The following is a 20,148-nucleotide window of genomic DNA, read 5'->3' as shown; positions in this document are numbered from 1 at the left end:
ATTACGCAAATGAAATCAGCTAATTTGCGCCAAATTGTGGCGAATTGAGGATTTAAATTTAAACGCAAAGGGGCGCAGAGGTAAGCGCAGAGGAACGCAGAGAATTAGCTACGAATTAATGAAATTTTGTACTAAGCTTTTAATTCAGTACAGATACAGCGATAATTTACTCAAATCATCACCGAGTTGTTTCATGCTGCCAGTTATTGAAAGCATTGTATTACGTCAAATGGCTTCGGGCGATCGCCTCTACTTACAAGTTTACAAATTTATTGGCGCTCAACCTGGTAAAAAGGTATACATTCAATCTAATCTGCACGGGGCAGAAATTTCTGGTAATGCCGTTATTCACCAGTTAATTGAGTTTTTGTTAAAAATAGATGATACAGATTTAACTGGAGAAATTTGGCTAGTTCCCGTTTGTAATCCGATGGGGACAAATGAGCGCGTTCATCATTTTTCCCCTGGAAGATACTGCGTTTACGAAGCCAAAGACTGGAATCGCATATTTTGGGACTACGAGAAAGAAGCTGATGATTTAGTAGCTTTTACTAAATCTCAACTTCATAATGATCTAGAGGTCGTCAGACAAAATTATCTAACTATAATTAAGCGACAATTCGCAAAAATTTTAGAAAAAATTAATTCTTCCAGTGGTGTTACTTACACTGAACTTTTTGCCTACAAGTTACAAAATCTCAGTTTAGATGCAGATTACTTAATTGATTTGCATAGTTCTACAAATCAAGCATTAGACTACGTTTATTACTTCCGAAATCGAGAAGATAGTGCAAAATACTTCCTACTCGATTTCGGAATCTTACTTGACAAATATGATGGTGATGCTTTTGATGAAGCTTTTATCAAACCTTGGTTAGCACTAGAAGCTTGTTTTAAAGAGTTTGGTAGAGAAATCAAGTTTGATGTGGAAGCTTGGACACTAGAATTAGGAACAGGAATGCAAATAAACCCTAATTCAGTCGCCTCTGGTGTACGGGGTGTAAAAAACTATTTAGCGCAAAAAGGTGTTTTGCAAATTTCTGATTTATCAAATGATATAAAAACCCATGAGATGACTTTCGCATCTAGCAGCAATCGGAAAAAATATTATGCGATCGCAGGTGGTATGATTCAATCTCGAATTGAATTAGGTAGTACAGTAAAAGCTGGAGAAAAACTCTATGAAATTCTTAGTTTTAACAAAGATGGAAAGTTACCAATTGTAATTGATATCTGCGCTCAAGAAGATGGATTAGTTTATGATGTCGCAACGAATCAGGCTGTGAATCAAGGCGAGTTTGTATTGGGAATTGTGAGTTAGCTAGCAAATATACTTAGCAATTATAAGTTCATCAGCTTAAGCTTTGACTTAAGCTGATTGGAACTTGGTGAGGTAGAGACGATCTTAAGGGCACAGCAGTCTTGTGCCTCTACCCACGTACTTCATCTACCTTAAAAACGCTGTATTTTAGTAGTTTTAGTCTAAATACCAATTTCAAAACGAAGCTATTTGATAGACATTGATTAATAATAAGTATAAAATTTAGGCATAAATAAAAATCTGCTACTTAAGTATAGTCAAGGCTAAAGGCAATGAATACAGGAAATACTGGCTTTACAGCAACCATTATCACTACTGCCATAACTACTGCCTTTGCTGTTGTAGCTGGAATAGTTAATCACATTATGTCTGGTAACAGAGACAGAGAAAATCAGCAGACAAGTGCATCATTAAAATATACTGGACAGCAGCTAGAAGAACTATATGGGCCACTTGCCTTTTTGATTTGGGAAGGTAGACGTACATATACAGATTTAGCAGAAAAAATAATAGAAATGCGTGGTAAAAAGCATATCCTTGGTTCTTTAAAAGCAGGTGAAAAAAATGGTAATATAATTTTTCCTCTACGAGATGAGGAAGAAATTAAACTCTGGGTTTTTTGGATAGAGAAAGATGCTTTTCCTCGCCATGAAAAAATTAAAGAGCTTTTGATGGCAAAAACACACTTAATTAAAGGTGAAATAATGCTAGACAGTTATCTAAATTTCTTGGATTACCATAATTCATGGAAAATGGAACATCTGCGGTGGCAAGAACAGCAAATTGAATATTCCTTGAAATCAAAATTTAGCTTTCCATTGGAATTTGAAAATGACATTATTGACACTTTTACATATCTTAAGGGTCAACAAGCAAACTTTTTAAAAGTTAATAGGACTTACACAAAAATATCCAAAAAGCTTAATTCCTTAAATCGCCATGATGTCAAGAACGCCAACGCGCAGCGTCTTGCAGAAAATAATTTTTAGAGTGTGCGTAAGTCCTAATTTAAATTAAATATTGGATTGATTAAACATGATACCAGGAGAAATAATTACACCAACAGGTGAAATTGAATTAAATATTGGTCGTCAAACTGTAAAATTGCAAGTTTCAAATACAGGCGATCGCCCCATACAAGTCGGCTCCCACTATCACTTTTATGAAGTCAACACCGCCTTAAACTTTGACAGAGAACAAGCGCGAGGAATGCGTCTTGATATCCCCGCCGGAACCGCAGTTAGATTTGAACCAGGCGATGAAAAAGAAGTAACATTAGTACCCTTAGTCGGTACTCGCCAAGTCTACGGCTTCAACGCCAAAATTAACGGAAACCTCTAAAACACCTCTGCGTACCTCTGCGCTTCCCTCAGCATCCCTACCCTACGGGAAGCGTACCCCTACGGGGAAGCAAGCTACGCGTAGCGTCTTGTAGAGAAGCGCCTATGCGCTTAAAAAAACTTATTGAATAGGTTTAATTTCAAACTCCAATTTTGAACGGTAGAAACAAATATCGAATTTTAGGAAAAAATTGGTTTGTCCAAAAATTAAAGGAGCATTAAGACTGGTTACCCACGCAAATACTAACTCCACCGGTGTAAAATCACTAATTTCAGCCCTTGCGAAAAATGGCATAGCAGGTTGATTGCTAAGATTTCCTGCCAATTGAATGATCGCTTTACGCTCATCCCAAATCCCACCTAACAGAAGCCCTAGCTCATAAGGCATAACATTGACAGTAGCACCGCTATCAAGTAAGCCATTTGTTTCTATGCTGTAATTTTCTCGACTTAAAATCAAGGGTATTCTAGGTAAGCTATCAAATTCGTTTTGGGTGGAACTTGTGGTGGAATACTTGAACCGCATATAGTTTAATGACTGGAATCCTTTTGTTCGAGTGCTTCCATCAGGACTGCACCAGCCCCAAAGCTATTATAAGGAGTAGGTAAATCGTAGATTTTGAAGGGTTCTAATGGGTAAATATCCTCAACCGTATCTAAATCTTCAGCAAGGATACGAATCAGTTTGAGTTTTTCTGATGGAGAAAGCTTTCGAGCTATAGGAATTATATCTGCTAGGGTCATTTTGTCTATACCTCCAAGAATGCTCATTCATAGCATAAACCTAAATTATTCGAGTTGTGGAGAAAATACAAACACTTGGCTTTCAAGGCTGTCACGACGAAACTGGCTGATTTTAAATATGAAATTTCACGCATTTTGAGGTGGAGAACGTTAGCATCCCACAGCCAATTATCACCCCACTCAAATCATTCTCATCCATACTCCGCGTATCTTTGCGCCCCTTTGCGTTTAAACTCAATCATAACCTCAGTCTCAAGGAATGTATTATGCCTTACAGAATGGATCGTCGCGCATACGCAGAAACTTATGGCCCAACAGTAGGCGATCGCATCCGACTTGCAGACACAGAATTATTTATAGAAGTTGAACAAGATTTCACCACCTACGGCGATGAAGTAAAATTCGGCGGCGGTAAAGTTATCCGCGATGGGATGGGACAATCCCCCATTTCTAACGCCGATGGTGCTGTAGATTTAGTAATTACCAATGCCTTAATTCTCGATTGGTGGGGTATTGTCAAAGCAGATATCGGCATTAAAGATGGCAAGATTTTCAAAATTGGTAAAGCTGGAAATCCTTATATTCAAGACAATGTAGATATTATTATCGGCCCCGGAACCGAAGCCTTAGCTGGTGAAGGAATGATTCTCACTGCTGGCGGTATTGATAGTCATATTCATTTTATTTGTCCCCAACAGATTGAAGTTGCGATCGCTTCCGGCATAACTACCATGATTGGCGGCGGTACTGGGCCCGCTACAGGTACAAATGCCACTACCTGCACCCCTGGCCCTTGGAATATTTACCGGATGCTGCAAGCTGCTGATGCTTTTCCCGTCAACTTAGGATTTATGGGTAAAGGTAATGCCAGCCAACCCCAAGGACTTGTAGAACAAGTAGCCGCCGGTGCAATGGGGTTAAAACTTCATGAAGACTGGGGAACCACACCCGCAGCAATTGATACTTGCCTCAGTGTTGCTGATGCTTATGATGTGCAAGTAGCAATTCATACTGATACTCTGAATGAAGCTGGATTTGTCGAAGATACGATCGCAGCTTTTAAGAATCGTGTCATCCACACTTACCACACCGAAGGCGCAGGCGGCGGACACGCGCCAGATATCATCAAAGTTTGCGGACAAGCTAATGTTCTGCCATCTTCCACTAATCCTACACGCCCTTACACCCTCAACACCTTAGATGAACACCTAGATATGTTGATGGTATGCCATCACCTCGATCCTGCGATCGCTGAAGATGTTGCTTTTGCCGAATCTCGCATCCGCCGAGAAACTATTGCTGCTGAAGACATTTTGCACGACTTAGGTGCATTTAGCATGATTTCTTCCGATTCCCAAGCAATGGGAAGAGTAGGCGAAGTGATAATTCGCACCTGGCAGACATCTCACAAAATGAAGGTGCAACGGGGAACTATTAATCCACAAGGAAATGAGCAAAAAGCAGACAATTTTCGGGCAAAAAGATATGTTGCTAAGTATACAATTAATCCGGCGATCGCTCACGGAATTGCTGAATATGTGGGTTCAGTGGAAGAGGGAAAATTAGCAGATTTGTGTTTGTGGCGATCGGCATTTTTTGGTGTGAAACCAGAGATAGTGATTAAAGGAGGAATGATTGCATGGTCGCAAATGGGCGATGCTAACGCTAGTATTCCGACACCGCAACCTGTGTATATGCGACCGATGTTTGGTAGTTTTGCTGGGGCACGTCATGCCACATCATTAACCTTTGTTTCCCAAGCAGCTTTAGAGAACGAAATTCCCAGCCAGCTAGGTTTACAGAAGGCAGCAGTTGCAGTTTCTGGGACACGCCAATTGAGTAAGCAGGATATGAAGCTGAATGATGCACTACCCCACATAGAAGTAGATCCAGAAACATACCAAGTTAGGGCTGATGGTGAGTTGCTGATTTGTGAACCTGCGACAGTTTTACCAATGGCACAGAGGTACTTTTTGTTTTAATTCATTACCGAGCAACTTACTGATTACGATAGTCCTTGGAAAGAAATCATTGAGCTATATTGTCCCCGCTTTCTGGAATTCTTTTTCACCCAAGCTTATGTACCTTGCATCTCTATGACTTCACAATCTTCTCGCTCTGACAAAATTCTAGTTGTAGATGACTCTCCTGATAACGTGTTTTTGATTAAAACTATTTTGGAGGAAGAAGGTTACACGATTACCACCGCAGAAAATGGAATTTCGGCCTTGGCAGAATTGAAAGCTTCTCCTTGTGACTTAGTATTACTGGATTTGATGATGCCAGATATGGATGGATACGAAGTCACCAAGCACATTCGTGGAGAGATGAAATTGCCGCAATATATCCCCATATTGCTGATAACTGCCCATGATGCGCCCAACGTCGCCCACGGATTAGACTTGGGTGCTGATGATTTTATCCGCAAACCTGTAACAGTAGATGAATTGCTGGCACGAGTGCGATCGCTCCTACGTTTGAAGCATAGTATGGATGAACGTGATGAGATTGCCCGTCAGCGAGAAGATTTTGTCTCCCGCCTCACCCACGATTTACGCACTCCCTTGGTAGCCGCCGATCGTATGTTGATGCTATTTCAACAAGGGGCATTGGGAACATTATCACCACAAATGCATGAAGTAATCACCATTATGGCCCGTAGTAATATCAACCTGCTGACTATGGTCAATACCTTATTGGAAGTTTATCGCTTTGAAGCAGGCCGCAAAACTTTGGCATTTCAACCAGTTAACCTGTGCCAATTGCTAGAGGAGGTGAGTGGAGAATTAGCACCTCTAGCTCAAGATAAAAAACTGTCGCTAAATTTAGAGTTTACTGAAGAGTCAAAGACAGTGATGGGCGATCGCTTAGAATTGCATCGTCTATTTACAAATCTTATCGGCAATGCGATCAAATTTACCGATTCCGGGTCTGTGACTATTCGTTTGACTTCTCAAGGCCAGTTAGACGAAAGTAGTCAATCTCAATTATTTGAAAAATTCAATTCCGTTAAATATATTAGCATTGAGATCGCGGATACTGGCCCAGGTATTCGTCCTGAAGAACAAGCAACCATATTTGAACGATTTCGTCAAGGTAGCCACAAGAGTTCTGGTAGTGGCTTAGGACTCTACCTTGCTCGTCGAATTGTCGAAGCACATCAAGGCATTATTTTGCTGAATTCTGAGTTGGGCAAAGGCAGTGTATTTATTGTCCTTTTACCAACGACAACATGAGAAAATTAGCAATTATAATTTATGAATTACGGGGTATTTTATCCTGATATTTTATAAATTATAACTTTACTAATATTTACCAAGCATTTTAATTAAATATTCCAACTAGAAAGTCAAACACGAAAAAATGACGAATTAAATATGCTGATATAGCAACGCTACATTAAAAGTATAGTTTTTTCGGGTACAAAACAATGATTACCACTGAATTATCTAATATTGGCAATATTATCCAGAATCAGCGAGAATTTTTTGAAACTGGAAAAACTAAAGATGTCACTTTTCGTATTGAGCAACTTAAAAATCTCAAGCAAGCAATAATTGAGCATGAACAAGCAATAATCGAGGCATTAAAAGCGGATTTACATAAACCAGAATTGGAGGCTTACCTTACAGAAATAGGTGTAATTAAAGAAATTGATTATGCCATAAAACATATCAATACCTGGACTAAACCCAAAAAAGCACCTGTTTCTTTTGATTTTTTTTCCTACTCAGCGAAAATTTATCCAGAACCTTTGGGGGTTGTTTTAATCATTGGCCCTTGGAACTATCCATTTCAGTTAATGATCTCACCATTAGTAGGTGCGATCGCCGCCGGTAATTGTACAATTATCAAACCTTCAGAAATTGCTTCTCATACCTCTGGTGTGATTGCTCAGATTATTGCCAAATATTTTGACCCCGCTTATATTGCAGTGATTGAAGGAGGGGTAGAAGCAAGTCAAAAACTGCTTACAGAAAAGTTTGACCATATCTTTTTTACTGGTGGCACAGCCATCGGCAAAATCGTTATGGCGGCAGCGGCTAAACATCTAACACCAGTTACTTTAGAATTAGGTGGTAAAAGTCCTTGTATCGTAGATACTGACATTAATCTTGAACACACTGTCAGACGAATCACTTGGGGCAAATTTATTAATGCTGGACAAACTTGTATCGCCCCTGACTATCTTTTAGTTAATAAAAAAGTCAAAAAAGATTTAATCGATGGATTGAAAAAATGCCTAAAAGAGTTTTATGGTGAAAATCCTATAAGCAGTCCTGATTATGCCAGGATTATTAGTCAAAAACACTTTGAGAGGTTGGTTAACTTCCTCAAAGATGGTGAAGTTATCATCGGTGGAGAAAATCAGCTTTCAGAACGTTATATCGCCCCTACAGTGATTGAGAATGTCTCTTTAAAAGATTCTATAATGCAGGAAGAGATTTTTGGGCCAATTTTACCTGTAATTGAATATACTGATATTACCGAAGCGATCGCGTTGATTAATTCTAAACCCAAACCCTTGGCGTTATACTTATTTTCTCAAAACAAAAACTTGCAAAAACGAGTTTTGCATGAAACTTCATCTGGTGGAGTCTGCATCAATGACACAGTGATGCAGGTGGGTGTCTCGTCTTTACCATTTGGCGGGGTAGGAGAGAGCGGTATTGGCAACTATCATGGCAAAGCTAGTTTTGACACTTTTTCTCATAACAAAAGTGTATTGCAAAACTCTTTCTGGGTCGATTTAAAATGGCGATACGCTCCATACCAGGGCAAATTGCCACTCATAAAGAAACTTTTGGGTTAAATAAAGTTAGGAGTTAGGAGTTAGGAGTGAAAAACAAAAATCTATGACTCCTAACTTTGCTGATTTGAGATTTTGAATTTTGGATTGAAGTAAAAATATAAAATCGTTCAACTGAGCGCTTACGCCGTTCGCATAGCGTTCCGTAGGAAAGTCTAAAATTCAAAATTGAATAACTCCTAACTCCTAACTTTTAACTATTAAATCCCAAAGGCGTTGCTATAACGCTCCTCAGCCCAGGGTTCACCACGGCGATGGTAGCCATTGCGTTCCCAAAAACCAAGTTCTTCAGCAGCTAAAAATTCTAAACCGTTAATCCACTTAGCACTTTTCCAAGCGTAGAGGTGGGGAACAACTAGCCGCATCGGGCCGCCGTGTTCAGATGGAAGGTCTTCACCAAAAACTTTAAAGGCAAAGAAGTTTTCTTCTCGAATAAAGTCTTCTAGAGAAATATTGGTAGTGTAGCCACCGTAGCAGTGTTCCATAATGTGGGCTACTTTCGGGTCTATATCAATTAGACCCATGAAATCCATAACTTTAATGCCAGTCCATTTGACATCAAGCTTAGACCAGCGCGTTACACAGTGAAAGTCTGCCGTGAATTCGTGTTGAGGTAGCGCCATAAAGTCTGACCAACTAAAGGTAGCAGATTTTACCAAACCCCAAACTCGAAACTCCCATTCCTCAATACTGACTTGGGGAGTTGCACCGTAAGTTAATACGGGGAAACCTTTAGCTAAATGTTGACCAGGAGGGACACGTTCCCCCTCTTCTTTCCCTGGTTTCTGAAAAAATTTTCCTAGCATAGTTAGAGAAAAATAAGTTTTCTCAAGATGTTGACAAGCTTTTTTGCTAAGTTGCCAACAGTACGAGATGTTCTACTTTTTATTATGATTACTTGATTATCACTCATCAGTCATAGGTAATGGGTAATGGATATTCCCAATTACTCACTACCAATTTTTCTCGATCTAATGAGTTTGTGTAGAGTATCTATGATTCAAAATGCAATCAGGAAAGCTAATAAAAAGCGTTTATCTAACGGTAAGAAGATTGATGCTGTTTATGCTTTGCCTGACTGGGGAATTATGATTCTTCTTCCTCTTCTTCAGCAGATGGATATACAAATGTAGAACGTCCAGTCAAAATTGACTTACCCAGAGAGAGGGCTTTCTGAGCTTCGACGACGGCTTTGTGTCTCCAGGTAGCTCGACGTTTATCTCGTTTTGATTTGGAAGTTTTCTTCTTAGGAACAGCCATGTCAGCAGATATAGTGATTCTTGACAACCTTACTATTCTAGGCCATCCACTGACGCGAAGAACAATAGGTAAGTTGAATTGATCGGTTGAGACTGAAGTAAGACACGGGGAAAGAGAGAATTCTTTGAGCCTCTACTCTTTGCGTCTCCGTGTCTAGCTCAATCCTTCATTTTTTGGCTGGTACACTGCTAGCTGCTGTAGAGCTATTGTCAAAGAAAAGTAGCGATCGCGCCGTTTTGAAGTAAGTCGCCCAATTTTGAGCATCAGGACGCGATCGCCATTGGGGACGACTCACATCTAATGCCAAAACTGGGGCGATCGCTCCATAATTTTGTACTGAGATAATGATTGAAACATCTGTCACCAAGATATCTTGGTCGAAGCTCCTTTGAGCAGCAGCCCTAGCGGCCGCTTCCGCCCTTCGGAGAACGGTTTCATAGTTTTCTTCCGGCAGGCGGTCAATAGCTAGATCGACTCTCGCGGTGTAAGCTCGCACAACCTGGGGCGCGATCGCTTCCGTTAAAAACCACGCAGGAACGGTAGATATGAGCAAAATTAATAAAGGAACTATCCGGATTCTTCTGGCAATTTGGCTAATAACTGAAAAGGGAGCGATCGATGATGGTAGGTGAGCAGGAATTTTGCTCATGACCTTCTATCTCCTTAGTAATGATCTGTTATTGAAATTAGGTAAAAGGTATTTTCCGACTAATTAACGTAATAAAAATTACATTCTAACTTAAGATTCGATGAGAATCACCTAGACTACAAGACATAGGTTAGCTTTGTTTTTTTGGCAAAGCCAACCGCAATTTTAAGACCAGCAAACAATAACTGACAAAGAGCGGGATGGCAAATTATTGGGCGATCGCGATTGGCATCAATCACTATCAGTTATTTCAACCTTTAAGTTGTGCCCAAGCGGATGCTGAGGCACTAGAGGATTTTTTGGTGACAGAGGCAGGCTTTCTCCCCAAACATTGCCTGCTAATGACGGATACTTCGCCACCAATTGGAGATCGATCGACTTATCCGACTAAGGAGAATATTTTGTTGCTGCTTGAGGATTTAGCAGCGACAAGTTGGCAACCAGAAGACTATCTATGGTTATTCTTTAGCGGTTATGGAGTTAACTACAAGGGCAAAGATTACTTAATGCCAGCAGAGGGCAACCCCGAACTGGTGCAAGAGACTGGCATAGAATTGCGATCGCTAATGCAGAGTCTGCAAGTTGCAGACTTGAATGTATTGCTACTACTTGATATCAACCGCGCTTTTGGCACTCAAGCGGATGCTCCCGTTGGTGAGGAAACAATAGAACTAGCCCAAGAATTACAACTTGCGACTATTCTTTCTTGTCAACCAGAGCAATTTTCCCACGAAAGTAGTGAATTAGGTCACGGATTCTTCACAGCAGCTTTGTTAGAAGCTTTGCGTTCTGGTAACGGCAGCAACTTGTCAGATTTAGAAAGCTACCTAAGTCTGCTCATGCCAAAATTATGCCACCACCATTGGCGGCCTGTCCAAAACCCTGCCACGATCATTCCATCAAGGGTGCAGGTAATCTTGCCAGAATTGGCAATGGAAAGTGAGTTTCAACCAGAACCGGTAATTTATCCTGAAGAATCTTTTGCTGTTGCCCTTGCAGCGCCTCCCCTGGACGATTACCCTAGAAGTTCGGCAGAACGGGGAAGATGGGGAGAAACTACTATGAACTCCTCCCAACACAAGATCGAAAAGCCTAAAGCTCAACCAGTCCAGAAGTCAGCGACTAACTTAGTTTCCCAACCAATGGCAGAAACTTCTTTAGGAGCGAACCCAAGGGGAAGATTTATCCCCAATTCTTCCAAAGGTTACGTCTCTCGATTGCCATCGAACCAGCCAAGCATCCCTTTTTGGAAACAGTTTATTTTGTGGGGCGGAGGCAGCTTGCTGGTAGCAGGTTTAATTGCTGTAGTTTTTCTTCGCAATCAAGAAACTTTTAGAATTAAGCAAATATCAAGCGCATCACCCAATACGAGTGCTAGCGATCGCCAGGTTATCGAGAATTTACCAAGCGATGGCACTCCAGTGGTGAGAGTCAACAACCAATCTAGCGCCCAAATAACCTCTAATTCTGAGTCTAAAAAGCGGAATCAAGCAGTATTAGACTTGGCGAAAATGTCGCTCCAACAAACTCAGGCTAGCGATTTGAGCATGGCGATCGCTACAGCCCGGAAAATTAAACCCGGCGAACCACTGTACGAACAAGCTCAGGAGAATATTAAGATTTGGAGTCGAATGATTTTAGATTTAGCAGAGGGTCGTGCTAAACAAAGACAGTATGCTGCTGCTATTGCTGCCGCTCGATTGATCGCCAAAGATGAAGCCCCTTATGCCAAAGCACAAGCAGCAATTAACCTATGGCGACTAGAGGGTAAGCAGTATGTGAGTAACAAAACTCTTTTAGATGCAGCTAATGCCTTAATTAAGTCTGGACAGGCATCTACCTACAATCGGGCGATCGAAGTTGCCAAGAAAGTACCAGCAGGTCAACCAGGCTTTGATAGTGCCCAAAAGTCGATCAATAAATGGAGTGAGAAAATTTTAGACCTGGCCAAGCGTCGCGCCGCCGAAGGAGACCGCAATGCCGCAATTGCAACTGCTGCCTTAGTGCCAGAGGAGACAGGCGCTTACGAAGATGCTCAGGATGCCATCCAAAAATGGCAAAAGAAATAGTAAAAAAATAGTAAAAAATAGCAGAGAGTTAGGAGTTAGGAGTTATATTATTGATCCCTGAGTCATTACTCCTCACTCCTAACTTTTCCCTCAACAGTACTGTGATACATCTTCGCCGCATTCATCGGCTAGATAGCACAGCGCTCGAAAACGTAAGCCAACCACTTCTTCATATAAGGGGTTGAGTTTGCACATCGGTGGAATGTGAAACAAGGTTTTCCCAAATACTTTGACATCTCGCTCAAAGGGGCACTGAGATGGAATCAGTTTGCACAAACGATGTGCCAGTTGGCGATCGCGAACCTGAATGTTTTCTACACGCTGCCGTAAGGGTTGGAGAAGGTCGCGGTAAGGCTTGGAAATAGAACGGTTTAGCTGGGTTACTTTGTGGTCGCTAGTCTCTGCTTGATTGATTGATACCCAGCTAGCCAGAAAAATCTTTTTTGTGGTATTGTCGAATACCTTCATGGTTAATCCTCTGTGTTATTGAGGTTATTCATCTTTTTGATGAATATATACAAGGTGGCAACGAACTTTCCCGGAAAAATCGCGTTCTGACTGCGATATAATGTAATACCTGATTAGCCACTTAAGTCAGAACCTATATTTATTACTACGTCAAGTTAATCGCAATTTTCTGGGGATCGGTAGTGTAATATTACGATCTTGTTCATAACTTGATATAGTTTAGATTTTAGTAAAGACATCCGTCGTTGGATAGGTTTTAGTGTAACATTTACAGAACTTAATATAAGGTCTTTTTGAAAGAATTTTTGCTAAGTATAAACATCGGTAATACCTTAGAAGGCATTTTTGCTATCCGTGTTCCCACTTTCTCACGTAAGTGTGTTCTGTTCATTGCTAGCTGAAGACTGTAGATATAGAGAGAAGTCTTTAGATGTTGCTGCGGCTGAAAGCCAGGTGAGTTGGCTTTATCCGTAGATGCAGAGCAGCTAGTTATGAAACATCAGTTGTCCTAAAGTCTCACTAAAGAAAGTGATTTTTCTGCAATTTGCAATTTATAGCGTCTTAGGGCTAACTTATCTGGGGTTAGCGTTGGGCTACATTCCTGGTTTACGGATGAACCGTGCCACCATCGCTCTGGTCGGCTCTGCCTTGTTAATTGCTTTAAGTGTTTTGAATTTACAGGAAGCATGGCAGGCTATTGATGCCAATACCATCGTGTTTCTCTTGAGCATGATGGTAGTTAATGCCAACCTATCTTATGCAGGGTTTTTTAGGCGATCAATCTCAGCGATATTGAGTATCACTCGCAGTCCTTTAGGTTTGCTGATTGCTTTAACTTTTGGCAGTGGTATTCTCTCCGCCTTTTTTCTCAATGACACTATAGCGTTGATTTTCACACCCTTAACCTTGAGCCTGACTCTAGCTTTGGGTTTAAACCCGATTCCTTATTTACTAGCGATCGCAGGTGCAACTAATATAGGTTCGGTAGCAACTTTAAGCGGTAATCCCCAAAATATCCTGATTGGCTCCTTTTCAGGCATCTCCTATCTAAATTTTTTGCGTGTATTGGCCCCAGTTGCCCTTGTCGGCTTGGTAATTCAGGTAATATTACTGTGGCTACTTTACCCAGATGTGCGCTCAGTCAAACCTTGCCAACAGGTAACAGTTGGGAACCAACGTATTTATAAACCCTTATTTAATAAAACATTAGTTATCACAATTGGGTTACTAATTGCATTTACTGTCGGTTTACCGTTAGGAGAGTCTGCTTTAGTTGCTGCTAGCTTGTTGCTAATCACTCGGCGGGTTAAACCCCAACGCATTTTACAAAAGGTGGATTGGAACCTGCTGGTAATGTTTTCTGGATTGTTTATTCTGACGCGAGTCACACAAAAATTGAATTTACTCCAGCCATTTACCCATGCGGTTAACTCTGCTGCGAGTTTTTTGGGTGTAACCGTTGTTTTATCTAACTTAATTTCTAATGTTCCGGCTGTACTTCTGTTGCATCCCCTGGTTCCTCCAGGTGACAGTAAGTATTGGCTATTGTTGGCAGCCGGATCAACTTTGGCAGGGAATCTAACTTTGTTTGGTTCAGTCGCCAACTTGATAGTTGTAGAAGCTGCTGCGGATTTAGGCTACAAGCTAACTTTTTGGGAACATCTAAGGTTTGGAGCGCCTTTAACAGTGTGTACTTTGGTTCTAGCATACCTCTGGGTTCATTGAGGATGTGTAGCAACAACCCTAAGCTGAAAGTACCTGTTGGGCTGTCAGGGTTAGTTCTACGAATGTTTGAGAAATAATCTGCTGGTTTCCAGTAAACACAGTTTGTTTGTAACTACCATTGTCTAGCAAACACACTGTCACCTGATTTTTTAAAGGGTCAACAATCCAATACTCGACCACACCAATAGCTGCATACTCAGAGGTTTTTTGGTTATAGTCCCGATCAACAGATTCAGGACTTACCACCTCAACTAATAGGGGTGGAGCAGTTTTGAGGATAGCCGAAGTACTCTCAATACTTTTTGCCTGTTCGTTAGTAATCACACAAATATCAGGTCGCCTGGGTTGTTTATTAGTCAGCACCTCTGTACCGTTAGGACGCGGTTGTAAAGGCAGTCCCATTTTTTGAATTTCTAAAAAGAAGCGAACTAATAGTAAGGTGATAATTGCCTCATGTTTGCCAGTACCGGGAGGCATTTCTACAACTACCCCATCCTTAAGTTCATATTGCTTGTCTGTGCCATCATCAAAATTGATGTATTCTTCAAGAGTACTAATTTTTATTGGTGTTTTAGTCATAGCGATCGCTTCTAAGAACTATAGGCAAATACTATTTACTGTGATTTCTATACCCATAATAAAAGACTATATCTCACGCGAAAGCGCAAAGACGTTGAAAAACTCTACGTCTGTGCGCTTGTGCCTACGATTTTACCTTAAATTCTCTATGATGCTACCTGAGCAGCAGTCCGAGTGCGTCGTCTTCTGCCATCGGCAACTTTCACAGGTGGCTCATCAGGGATTTGCATCAACAAAGTCACAGATGGCTGACATTGCAATTCCCGACGGATGGAACGTTGCAATTCTCGTTCTAAAGTTCCTTGCAATCCACCCCAGTCTATATCTGCTGCTTCACCTTGCTCAGGAGCAAATTCTGTCCAGCGCACAGTGAGGATTTCTTCAATGCGTTGTTTTACCCAGGTTTGTAGCAGCGATCGCTCTACACTTGTAACTACACCCCGGAGGTGAGTTTCTGGTTTTGCCAACAGTTTACCATTCCAATCAATGGCGGCTGCGATCGTGATAATGCCTTCTGAAGCCATGCGTTGGCGTTCTTGCAGCACTTTGGCACTGACCATACCCGAACTAGTAGTATCCACCAATTCGATACCAGATGGCACTTTACCACCGACGCGAATGGCATCTTCAGTCAGTTCGACAATATCGCCATTCTGAATAATGATCATATTTTCTGCCGGAATGCCCATACTCTGAGCCGTTTCTGCGTGCTTCACTAGCATCCGATGTTCGCCGTGAAATGGCACAAAGAACTTGGGTCGAGTTAAGGCAATCATCAGTTTTTGTTCTTCCTGACAGCCGTGACCGGAAACATGAATCCCTTTATCCCGGCCATAGACCACTTTTGCACCTTGAATCATTAATTTATCAATGGTGTTGACTACTGCGATCGTATTTCCAGGAATTGGGTTAGCAGAGAATACTACCGTATCTCCTTCGCGGATTTTAATGTGAGGGTGTTCTTTGTTGGCAATCCGGGTCATTGCTGCCATCGATTCACCCTGAGAACCTGTAGTTAAAATTAGTACTTTTTCATCAGGTAGATTACGAACCGCGTGCAATGGTTGTAGCAGATTATCTTCACACTTGATATAACCTAAATTGCGGGCATGAGCAATCAAGTTGAGCATGGAACGCCCCACAATGGTCACTACACGGTTTTGCTTCTTGGCGATATCCAGAATCATATTGATGCGATGCACGCTAGAAGCAAAGGTGGTGACGAATAACCGCCCTGTAGCTTGACTAAATACTCTCTCAAGATTGGGATAAACTGAACGTTCAGAGGGTGTAAACCCTGGCACTTCAGCGTTGGTAGAATCACTTAGTAGGCAAAGAACGCCTTTTTCACCGTGTTCTGCTAACCGTTGCAAATCAAACTTTTCACCATCTACTGGGGTATGGTCAATTTTAAAATCCCCTGTGTGAATGACTACACCAAGGGGAGTATGAATGGCAACAGTGAAACTATCAGCAATGGAGTGGGTGTTGCGAATATATTCAACTAAAAAGTTTTTGCCAATTCGGACTACATCACGTGGTAGAACTGTTCTGATTTCTGTGCGATCGCGGACTCCTGCTTCTTCCAATTTACCCTCTAGCATTGCCATAGCTAGCCTGGGCCCATAAATTACAGGGATATCAAATTGCTTGAGATGGAAAGCAATGCCGCCGATATGGTCTTCATGACCGTGAGTAACGATCATCCCTTTAATTTTGTGGCGATTTTCGCGCAGATAAGTCGTATCTGGCAAAACAATATTTACTCCATGCATCGCCTCTGTAGGAAAAGCTAATCCTGCATCTAAGAGGATAATTTCATCGTCATACTCAAAAAGACAGGTATTTTTCCCAATTTCATGCAAACCGCCCAAAGGAATAATTTTCAAGGCGGAATTATTAGCTTCGTTATTAGCCATTTTCTCCTTAGATTGTTACTTGTAGTTAATCAATTTGATAGTTAACGAACTTGTTTTTAAGACAACATCATCTGCTTCTTAAGCCAGTCTGAAAGCAATCAAGTTTTAATTGAGATTTTCAATTTTTTATTCAATAAAATCGACTGTAAACTGAAGAATTCATAGTATATCTATCAGTCTTAACACAGGTTTTTAAATTGCAACTTATGAACAATTATGAGCATTGTTTATATGTATCTTTAAAAAGCAGCAGATTACCAACGTTTAACCAGATGGTGACTAGATTAAATTAAGTTCTTTTAGAACAGCTTCTAACTTTTGACTTACTTCTAAATCAGCTTCACAAAGCGGCGGACGAGTTGAACCAACTTCCCAACCCTGAAGTTTCAGTGCTTTTTTCACTGGAATGGGATTTGAAGTGAGAAATAAAGCTTTAAACAACGGGAAGAGTTGGAGATGAATGTCGCTTGCTACCTCAATTTTCCCCGCATTAAAAGCTTGGATCATCTGCTGTAGTTGGTTTCCTACCAGATGAGAAGCCACACTTACCACACCCTTTGCCCCGATCGCTAACAAGGGCAAAGTCATGTAATCATCACCAGAATAGATGTAGAATTCTTTTGGTGTCAAGCGACGAATTTCGCTTGCCTGATCTATGCTACCAGTGGATTCTTTAATCCCGACAATATTACTAACCTTAGCTAACCGGGCAACTGTTTCTGGCTGAAGGTTTTGTCCGGTACGACCTGGGACATTGTATAACAACAATGGTAAGTCGGGACAGGCTTGTGCTATCGCTTTAAAGTGGGCTTCTAATCCCGCTTGTGGCGGTTTATTGTAATAAGGAACAACTTGTAAGGAACCATGTACTCCTATTTTAGACGCTTTTTGAGTGGCTGCGATCGCTTCTTTAGTGGAATTTGAACCACAACCTGCAATCACCTTGGCTTTGCCTGCCACGGACTGCAATACTTCGACAAACAACTGGTATTCCTCATCCCAACTCAGGGTAGGGGATTCTCCTGTTGTACCGCACACCACCAATGTATCTGTACCATTATTAGCTAGATGCGCTGCCAGTTCTGCCGCTACAGCATAATCTACACTACCGTCTGTTTTAAACGGCGTAATCATAGCGGTTAAAACATTGCCAAAATCTCCCACCCTGTTTTCACTCCTGATTACCCATGTTTTTGTATCTTGGTGGTTTCCTATTGTGATAACCTACTTGCAAATTGCTTTCAAGTGTCATTTATCATTTGTTCTTTGTCATTTACTAATGACCAATGACTTAATGACTAATAGCTAATGGTTTGAGTAGATTTTTCTCTACCAGTAACTCGGCGATTTGTATTGCATTCAATGCTGCGCCTTTGCGGATTTGGTCGCCGCACAACCATAATTCCAACCCACAGGGATGAGAAATATCTTGACGAATTCTTCCGACTAAAACTTCATCTCTACCAGTTGCTTCAATTGGCATCGGAAAATGATTAGTTTCCCAATCTTCCACCAATTTTACTCCAGGGGAGGAATTTAAAATTTCTCTGGCTTCCTCTGCACTAAAGGGAGTCTCAAATTCTAAATTAATGGCTTCTGAATGGGCGCGGAGTACGGGAACCCGTATACAGGTTGCAGTAATTCTAATTTGCTGCGTGCCAAATATTTTTCGGGTTTCGTTGACCATCTTCATTTCTTCCTCACAATAACCCAAATCATTTAATGGCGAGTTATGCGGGAATAAATTAAATGCCAGAGGATAAGGCAGTATCTCAGCAACTGGCGGCTGTCCTTGTAGTATAGCGCTTGTTTGGGTTTTGACTTCTGCCATCGCTCTAGCACCAGCACCACTAGCAGATTGATAGGTTGAAGCTACAATGCGTTGCACTGGTTTAACTTTATGCAATGGCCACACTGCCACACTCATCAAAATTGTTGTGCAGTTGGGGTTGGCAATAATACCTTGGTGATTAGCTGCTGCGTGTGGATTCACTTCTGGCACTACTAAGGGCACTTCCGGGTTCATCCGAAAGGCACTGGAGTTGTCAATTACCACTGCACCTTTTTCTGTGGCAACTGCTGCCCAAGTTTTAGATGTGGAACCACCTGCACTAGCTAGTACTATATCGACATTTTCAAAGGCGCGATCGCTCACTGCCTCTATTGGTATATTTTCACCTTTAAACCGCAGCGATCGCCCGACACTCCGCTCTGAGGCCAATAACTTCAAGTCAGCAATCGGAAAATTACGATTTTCTAATAATTCCAGCAACTCTGTGCCAACTGCACCAGTTGCTCCTAAAATGGCTAACCGATAGGATTTTGACAAACTTGCTTCCTCCTTGAATAGACTTATCTGCAATTTTTGGGAACAATGGACAATTTGTTTATATTTAAATAGCGATCGCAGTCTTGAAATAAATTTTGAATAGGATTTTTCTCTAATTTAGTCTATTTTTATATATCTAATAATAAATTTATTTGCTTGGTTATTTAAAATCAGTTAACTGATGTTGCATTTTACAACAGTTGCCATTTAATTTTTTCATTTATCTAGACTATATTATAAGATTGTACAACAAACTGCCATCTAGCAGAAAAATAGAATAGATATATCTGCACTTAGGCATTTGACCTGTAAAGTCAATAAACGTCTTTGCTGTAAATTCGGTTGTCAGGATAATAAATGTACTATGATGCAAATGGTATAAAATCAGCAAACCATCAAATTTAGATATTTAGATATAAGGTTGGGTAGCATATTTGCTCCGGCAGCACAAGTATAGCTACACTCAATGCTATAACTTTGAAGTATTAACTACTGACTGAAAACCAGGATATCACGGTGTAAGCCTACCGAATAAATAATTCTTGAGTTTCCAGTGTTAAATTCAGACTGATTGAAGATTACGGGCTGGGAAATAGGCATTAAACTCTTTCCAATCGGTAATGATTCAGTACTTATTACAAATATTAGGCAAGAAACCCCAGAAGCTCCTAGCCCTGGAAGTGTCAATAATTGTTATGACGGTAAATTGTCAAGTCCTTGGTCATTGGCAGTAAACTGGATCTCTGTGCCAGGACACACCATCCTTGGATGTCATGAAGCCTTGTTACCGAAGAGGCAGAGGGAAAGGGAGCAGGGAGCAGGGGGAGCAAGCCCTTCTCCTGTGCGACAAGCATTGCGGAACATGGCTATGAAGCCCTGTCCTTCCAGTACCCTTGGACGCAAGCCGCGAGTACAAGCTCCGTTTCCGTCTCTCC

At 41.2% G+C, this 20,148-nt stretch carries 18 protein-coding genes; 8 read left to right on the top strand and 10 right to left on the bottom strand.

Annotation, left to right across the window (positions count from 1 at the left end; translation table 11 throughout):
• Nucleotides 1-193 precede the first annotated feature (193 nt).
• From RMZ41_RS14455 to RMZ41_RS14445, 3 genes are all read left to right on the top strand, one after another.
• Entirely contained in the window at nt 194-1,321 is a 1,128-nt protein-coding gene (locus tag RMZ41_RS14455) for a succinylglutamate desuccinylase/aspartoacylase family protein (RefSeq protein WP_322642937.1), read from the top strand.
• Nucleotides 1,322-1,593: 272 nt separating this feature from the next.
• Nucleotides 1,594-2,310 carry a hypothetical protein gene (locus tag RMZ41_RS14450; protein ID WP_322642936.1) on the top strand — a complete coding sequence of 239 codons (717 nt, stop codon included), beginning with the start codon at nt 1,594-1,596 and terminating at the stop codon, nt 2,308-2,310.
• 46 nt (nt 2,311-2,356) lie between these two features.
• Complete coding sequence (locus tag RMZ41_RS14445) at nt 2,357-2,662, top strand: urease subunit beta (protein WP_322642935.1); 306 nt, start codon at nt 2,357-2,359, stop codon at nt 2,660-2,662.
• A gap of 120 nt (nt 2,663-2,782) precedes the next feature.
• Here RMZ41_RS14445 and RMZ41_RS14440 read toward each other — a convergent pair whose 3' ends face one another.
• The gene (locus RMZ41_RS14440) at nt 2,783-3,121 is read right to left on the bottom strand and encodes a hypothetical protein (RefSeq protein ID WP_322642934.1); all 339 of its coding nucleotides are present in this window, start codon (nt 3,119-3,121) and stop codon (nt 2,783-2,785) included.
• A gap of 71 nt (nt 3,122-3,192) precedes the next feature.
• Nucleotides 3,193-3,405 carry a hypothetical protein gene (locus RMZ41_RS14435; protein WP_322642933.1) on the bottom strand — a complete coding sequence of 71 codons (213 nt, stop codon included), beginning with the start codon at nt 3,403-3,405 and terminating at the stop codon, nt 3,193-3,195.
• A gap of 266 nt (nt 3,406-3,671) precedes the next feature.
• Here RMZ41_RS14435 and ureC point away from each other — a divergent pair, with 266 nt between their 5' ends.
• The 3 genes from ureC to RMZ41_RS14420 all read left to right on the top strand — a co-directional run bounded on the left by ureC (nt 3,672) and on the right by RMZ41_RS14420 (nt 8,218).
• Nucleotides 3,672-5,387 carry an urease subunit alpha gene (gene ureC / locus RMZ41_RS14430; RefSeq protein ID WP_322642932.1) on the top strand — a complete coding sequence of 572 codons (1,716 nt, stop codon included), beginning with the start codon at nt 3,672-3,674 and terminating at the stop codon, nt 5,385-5,387.
• Nucleotides 5,388-5,501: 114 nt separating this feature from the next.
• Nucleotides 5,502-6,641 (top strand): hybrid sensor histidine kinase/response regulator, encoded by a 1,140-nt coding sequence (locus RMZ41_RS14425; RefSeq protein WP_322642931.1) that lies wholly within the window; start codon nt 5,502-5,504, stop codon nt 6,639-6,641.
• 194 nt (nt 6,642-6,835) lie between these two features.
• Nucleotides 6,836-8,218: an aldehyde dehydrogenase gene (locus RMZ41_RS14420; protein WP_322642930.1), complete on the top strand. Its 1,383-nt coding sequence runs from the start codon at nt 6,836-6,838 to the stop codon at nt 8,216-8,218.
• 197 nt (nt 8,219-8,415) lie between these two features.
• Here the strand turns inward: RMZ41_RS14420 and RMZ41_RS14415 are convergent, their stop codons facing one another.
• The 3 genes from RMZ41_RS14415 to RMZ41_RS14405 form a co-directional block, all read right to left on the bottom strand.
• Nucleotides 8,416-9,021 (bottom strand): sulfite oxidase-like oxidoreductase, encoded by a 606-nt coding sequence (locus RMZ41_RS14415; protein WP_322642929.1) that lies wholly within the window; start codon nt 9,019-9,021, stop codon nt 8,416-8,418.
• 280 nt (nt 9,022-9,301) lie between these two features.
• Nucleotides 9,302-9,475: a 50S ribosomal protein L32 gene (gene rpmF / locus RMZ41_RS14410; RefSeq protein WP_322642982.1), complete on the bottom strand. Its 174-nt coding sequence runs from the start codon at nt 9,473-9,475 to the stop codon at nt 9,302-9,304.
• A gap of 166 nt (nt 9,476-9,641) precedes the next feature.
• On the bottom strand, nt 9,642-10,124 hold the full coding sequence (locus RMZ41_RS14405) for a hypothetical protein (RefSeq protein WP_322642928.1): 483 nt from the start codon (nt 10,122-10,124) through the stop codon (nt 9,642-9,644).
• 200 nt (nt 10,125-10,324) lie between these two features.
• Here RMZ41_RS14405 and RMZ41_RS14400 point away from each other — a divergent pair, with 200 nt between their 5' ends.
• Entirely contained in the window at nt 10,325-12,193 is a 1,869-nt protein-coding gene (locus tag RMZ41_RS14400; protein ID WP_322642927.1) for a caspase domain-containing protein, read from the top strand.
• A gap of 90 nt (nt 12,194-12,283) precedes the next feature.
• Here RMZ41_RS14400 and RMZ41_RS14395 read toward each other — a convergent pair whose 3' ends face one another.
• Nucleotides 12,284-12,661, bottom strand: a complete 378-nt coding sequence (locus tag RMZ41_RS14395) for a Mo-dependent nitrogenase C-terminal domain-containing protein (protein WP_322642926.1) — start codon at nt 12,659-12,661, stop codon at nt 12,284-12,286.
• A 528-nt stretch (nt 12,662-13,189) separates the two neighbouring features.
• Here RMZ41_RS14395 and RMZ41_RS14390 point away from each other — a divergent pair.
• Nucleotides 13,190-14,386 (top strand): anion transporter, encoded by a 1,197-nt coding sequence (locus RMZ41_RS14390; RefSeq protein WP_322642925.1) that lies wholly within the window; start codon nt 13,190-13,192, stop codon nt 14,384-14,386.
• 18 nt (nt 14,387-14,404) lie between these two features.
• On the opposite strand, the gene RMZ41_RS14385 is transcribed toward RMZ41_RS14390, so the two are convergent.
• The 4 genes from RMZ41_RS14385 to RMZ41_RS14370 form a co-directional block, all read right to left on the bottom strand.
• Nucleotides 14,405-14,965, bottom strand: coding sequence for a Uma2 family endonuclease (locus tag RMZ41_RS14385; protein ID WP_322642924.1), 561 nt, complete (start codon nt 14,963-14,965; stop codon nt 14,405-14,407).
• Between the two features lie 146 nt (nt 14,966-15,111).
• Complete coding sequence (locus RMZ41_RS14380; RefSeq protein ID WP_322642923.1) at nt 15,112-16,884, bottom strand: ribonuclease J; 1,773 nt, start codon at nt 16,882-16,884, stop codon at nt 15,112-15,114.
• A 279-nt stretch (nt 16,885-17,163) separates the two neighbouring features.
• Complete coding sequence (gene dapA, locus RMZ41_RS14375) at nt 17,164-18,048, bottom strand: 4-hydroxy-tetrahydrodipicolinate synthase (protein WP_322642922.1); 885 nt, start codon at nt 18,046-18,048, stop codon at nt 17,164-17,166.
• A gap of 127 nt (nt 18,049-18,175) precedes the next feature.
• A complete protein-coding gene (locus RMZ41_RS14370; RefSeq protein WP_322642921.1) occupies nt 18,176-19,213 on the bottom strand; it encodes an aspartate-semialdehyde dehydrogenase in 1,038 nt (345 codons plus the stop codon).
• Nucleotides 19,214-20,148 lie beyond the last annotated feature (935 nt).

This window comes from Nostoc sp. DedVER02 (assembly GCF_034530675.2).
Classification (GTDB): Bacteria; Cyanobacteriota; Cyanobacteriia; order Cyanobacteriales; family Nostocaceae; genus Nostoc.
The sequence above is the reverse complement of the archived record's forward strand: the minus strand, read 5'-3'. Positions and strand labels throughout refer to the sequence as shown.

What these genes read in the sequence shown, in the direction of transcription:
- RMZ41_RS14380 (WP_322642923.1), bottom strand. Translation starts at nt 16,884, where the DNA reads ATGGCTAATAACGAAGCTAATAATTCCGCCTTGAAAATTATTCCTTTG.
- RMZ41_RS14395 (WP_322642926.1), bottom strand. Translation starts at nt 12,661, where the DNA reads ATGAAGGTATTCGACAATACCACAAAAAAGATTTTTCTGGCTAGCTGG.
- RMZ41_RS14455 (WP_322642937.1), top strand. Translation starts at nt 194, where the DNA reads ATGCTGCCAGTTATTGAAAGCATTGTATTACGTCAAATGGCTTCGGGC.
- rpmF (WP_322642982.1), bottom strand. Translation starts at nt 9,475, where the DNA reads ATGGCTGTTCCTAAGAAGAAAACTTCCAAATCAAAACGAGATAAACGT.
- RMZ41_RS14385 (WP_322642924.1), bottom strand. Translation starts at nt 14,965, where the DNA reads ATGACTAAAACACCAATAAAAATTAGTACTCTTGAAGAATACATCAAT.
- RMZ41_RS14415 (WP_322642929.1), bottom strand. Translation starts at nt 9,021, where the DNA reads ATGCTAGGAAAATTTTTTCAGAAACCAGGGAAAGAAGAGGGGGAACGT.
- RMZ41_RS14420 (WP_322642930.1), top strand. Translation starts at nt 6,836, where the DNA reads ATGATTACCACTGAATTATCTAATATTGGCAATATTATCCAGAATCAG.
- RMZ41_RS14425 (WP_322642931.1), top strand. Translation starts at nt 5,502, where the DNA reads ATGACTTCACAATCTTCTCGCTCTGACAAAATTCTAGTTGTAGATGAC.
- RMZ41_RS14435 (WP_322642933.1), bottom strand. Translation starts at nt 3,405, where the DNA reads ATGACCCTAGCAGATATAATTCCTATAGCTCGAAAGCTTTCTCCATCA.
- RMZ41_RS14445 (WP_322642935.1), top strand. Translation starts at nt 2,357, where the DNA reads ATGATACCAGGAGAAATAATTACACCAACAGGTGAAATTGAATTAAAT.
- RMZ41_RS14400 (WP_322642927.1), top strand. Translation starts at nt 10,325, where the DNA reads ATGGCAAATTATTGGGCGATCGCGATTGGCATCAATCACTATCAGTTA.
- RMZ41_RS14450 (WP_322642936.1), top strand. Translation starts at nt 1,594, where the DNA reads ATGAATACAGGAAATACTGGCTTTACAGCAACCATTATCACTACTGCC.
- ureC (WP_322642932.1), top strand. Translation starts at nt 3,672, where the DNA reads ATGCCTTACAGAATGGATCGTCGCGCATACGCAGAAACTTATGGCCCA.
- RMZ41_RS14405 (WP_322642928.1), bottom strand. Translation starts at nt 10,124, where the DNA reads ATGAGCAAAATTCCTGCTCACCTACCATCATCGATCGCTCCCTTTTCA.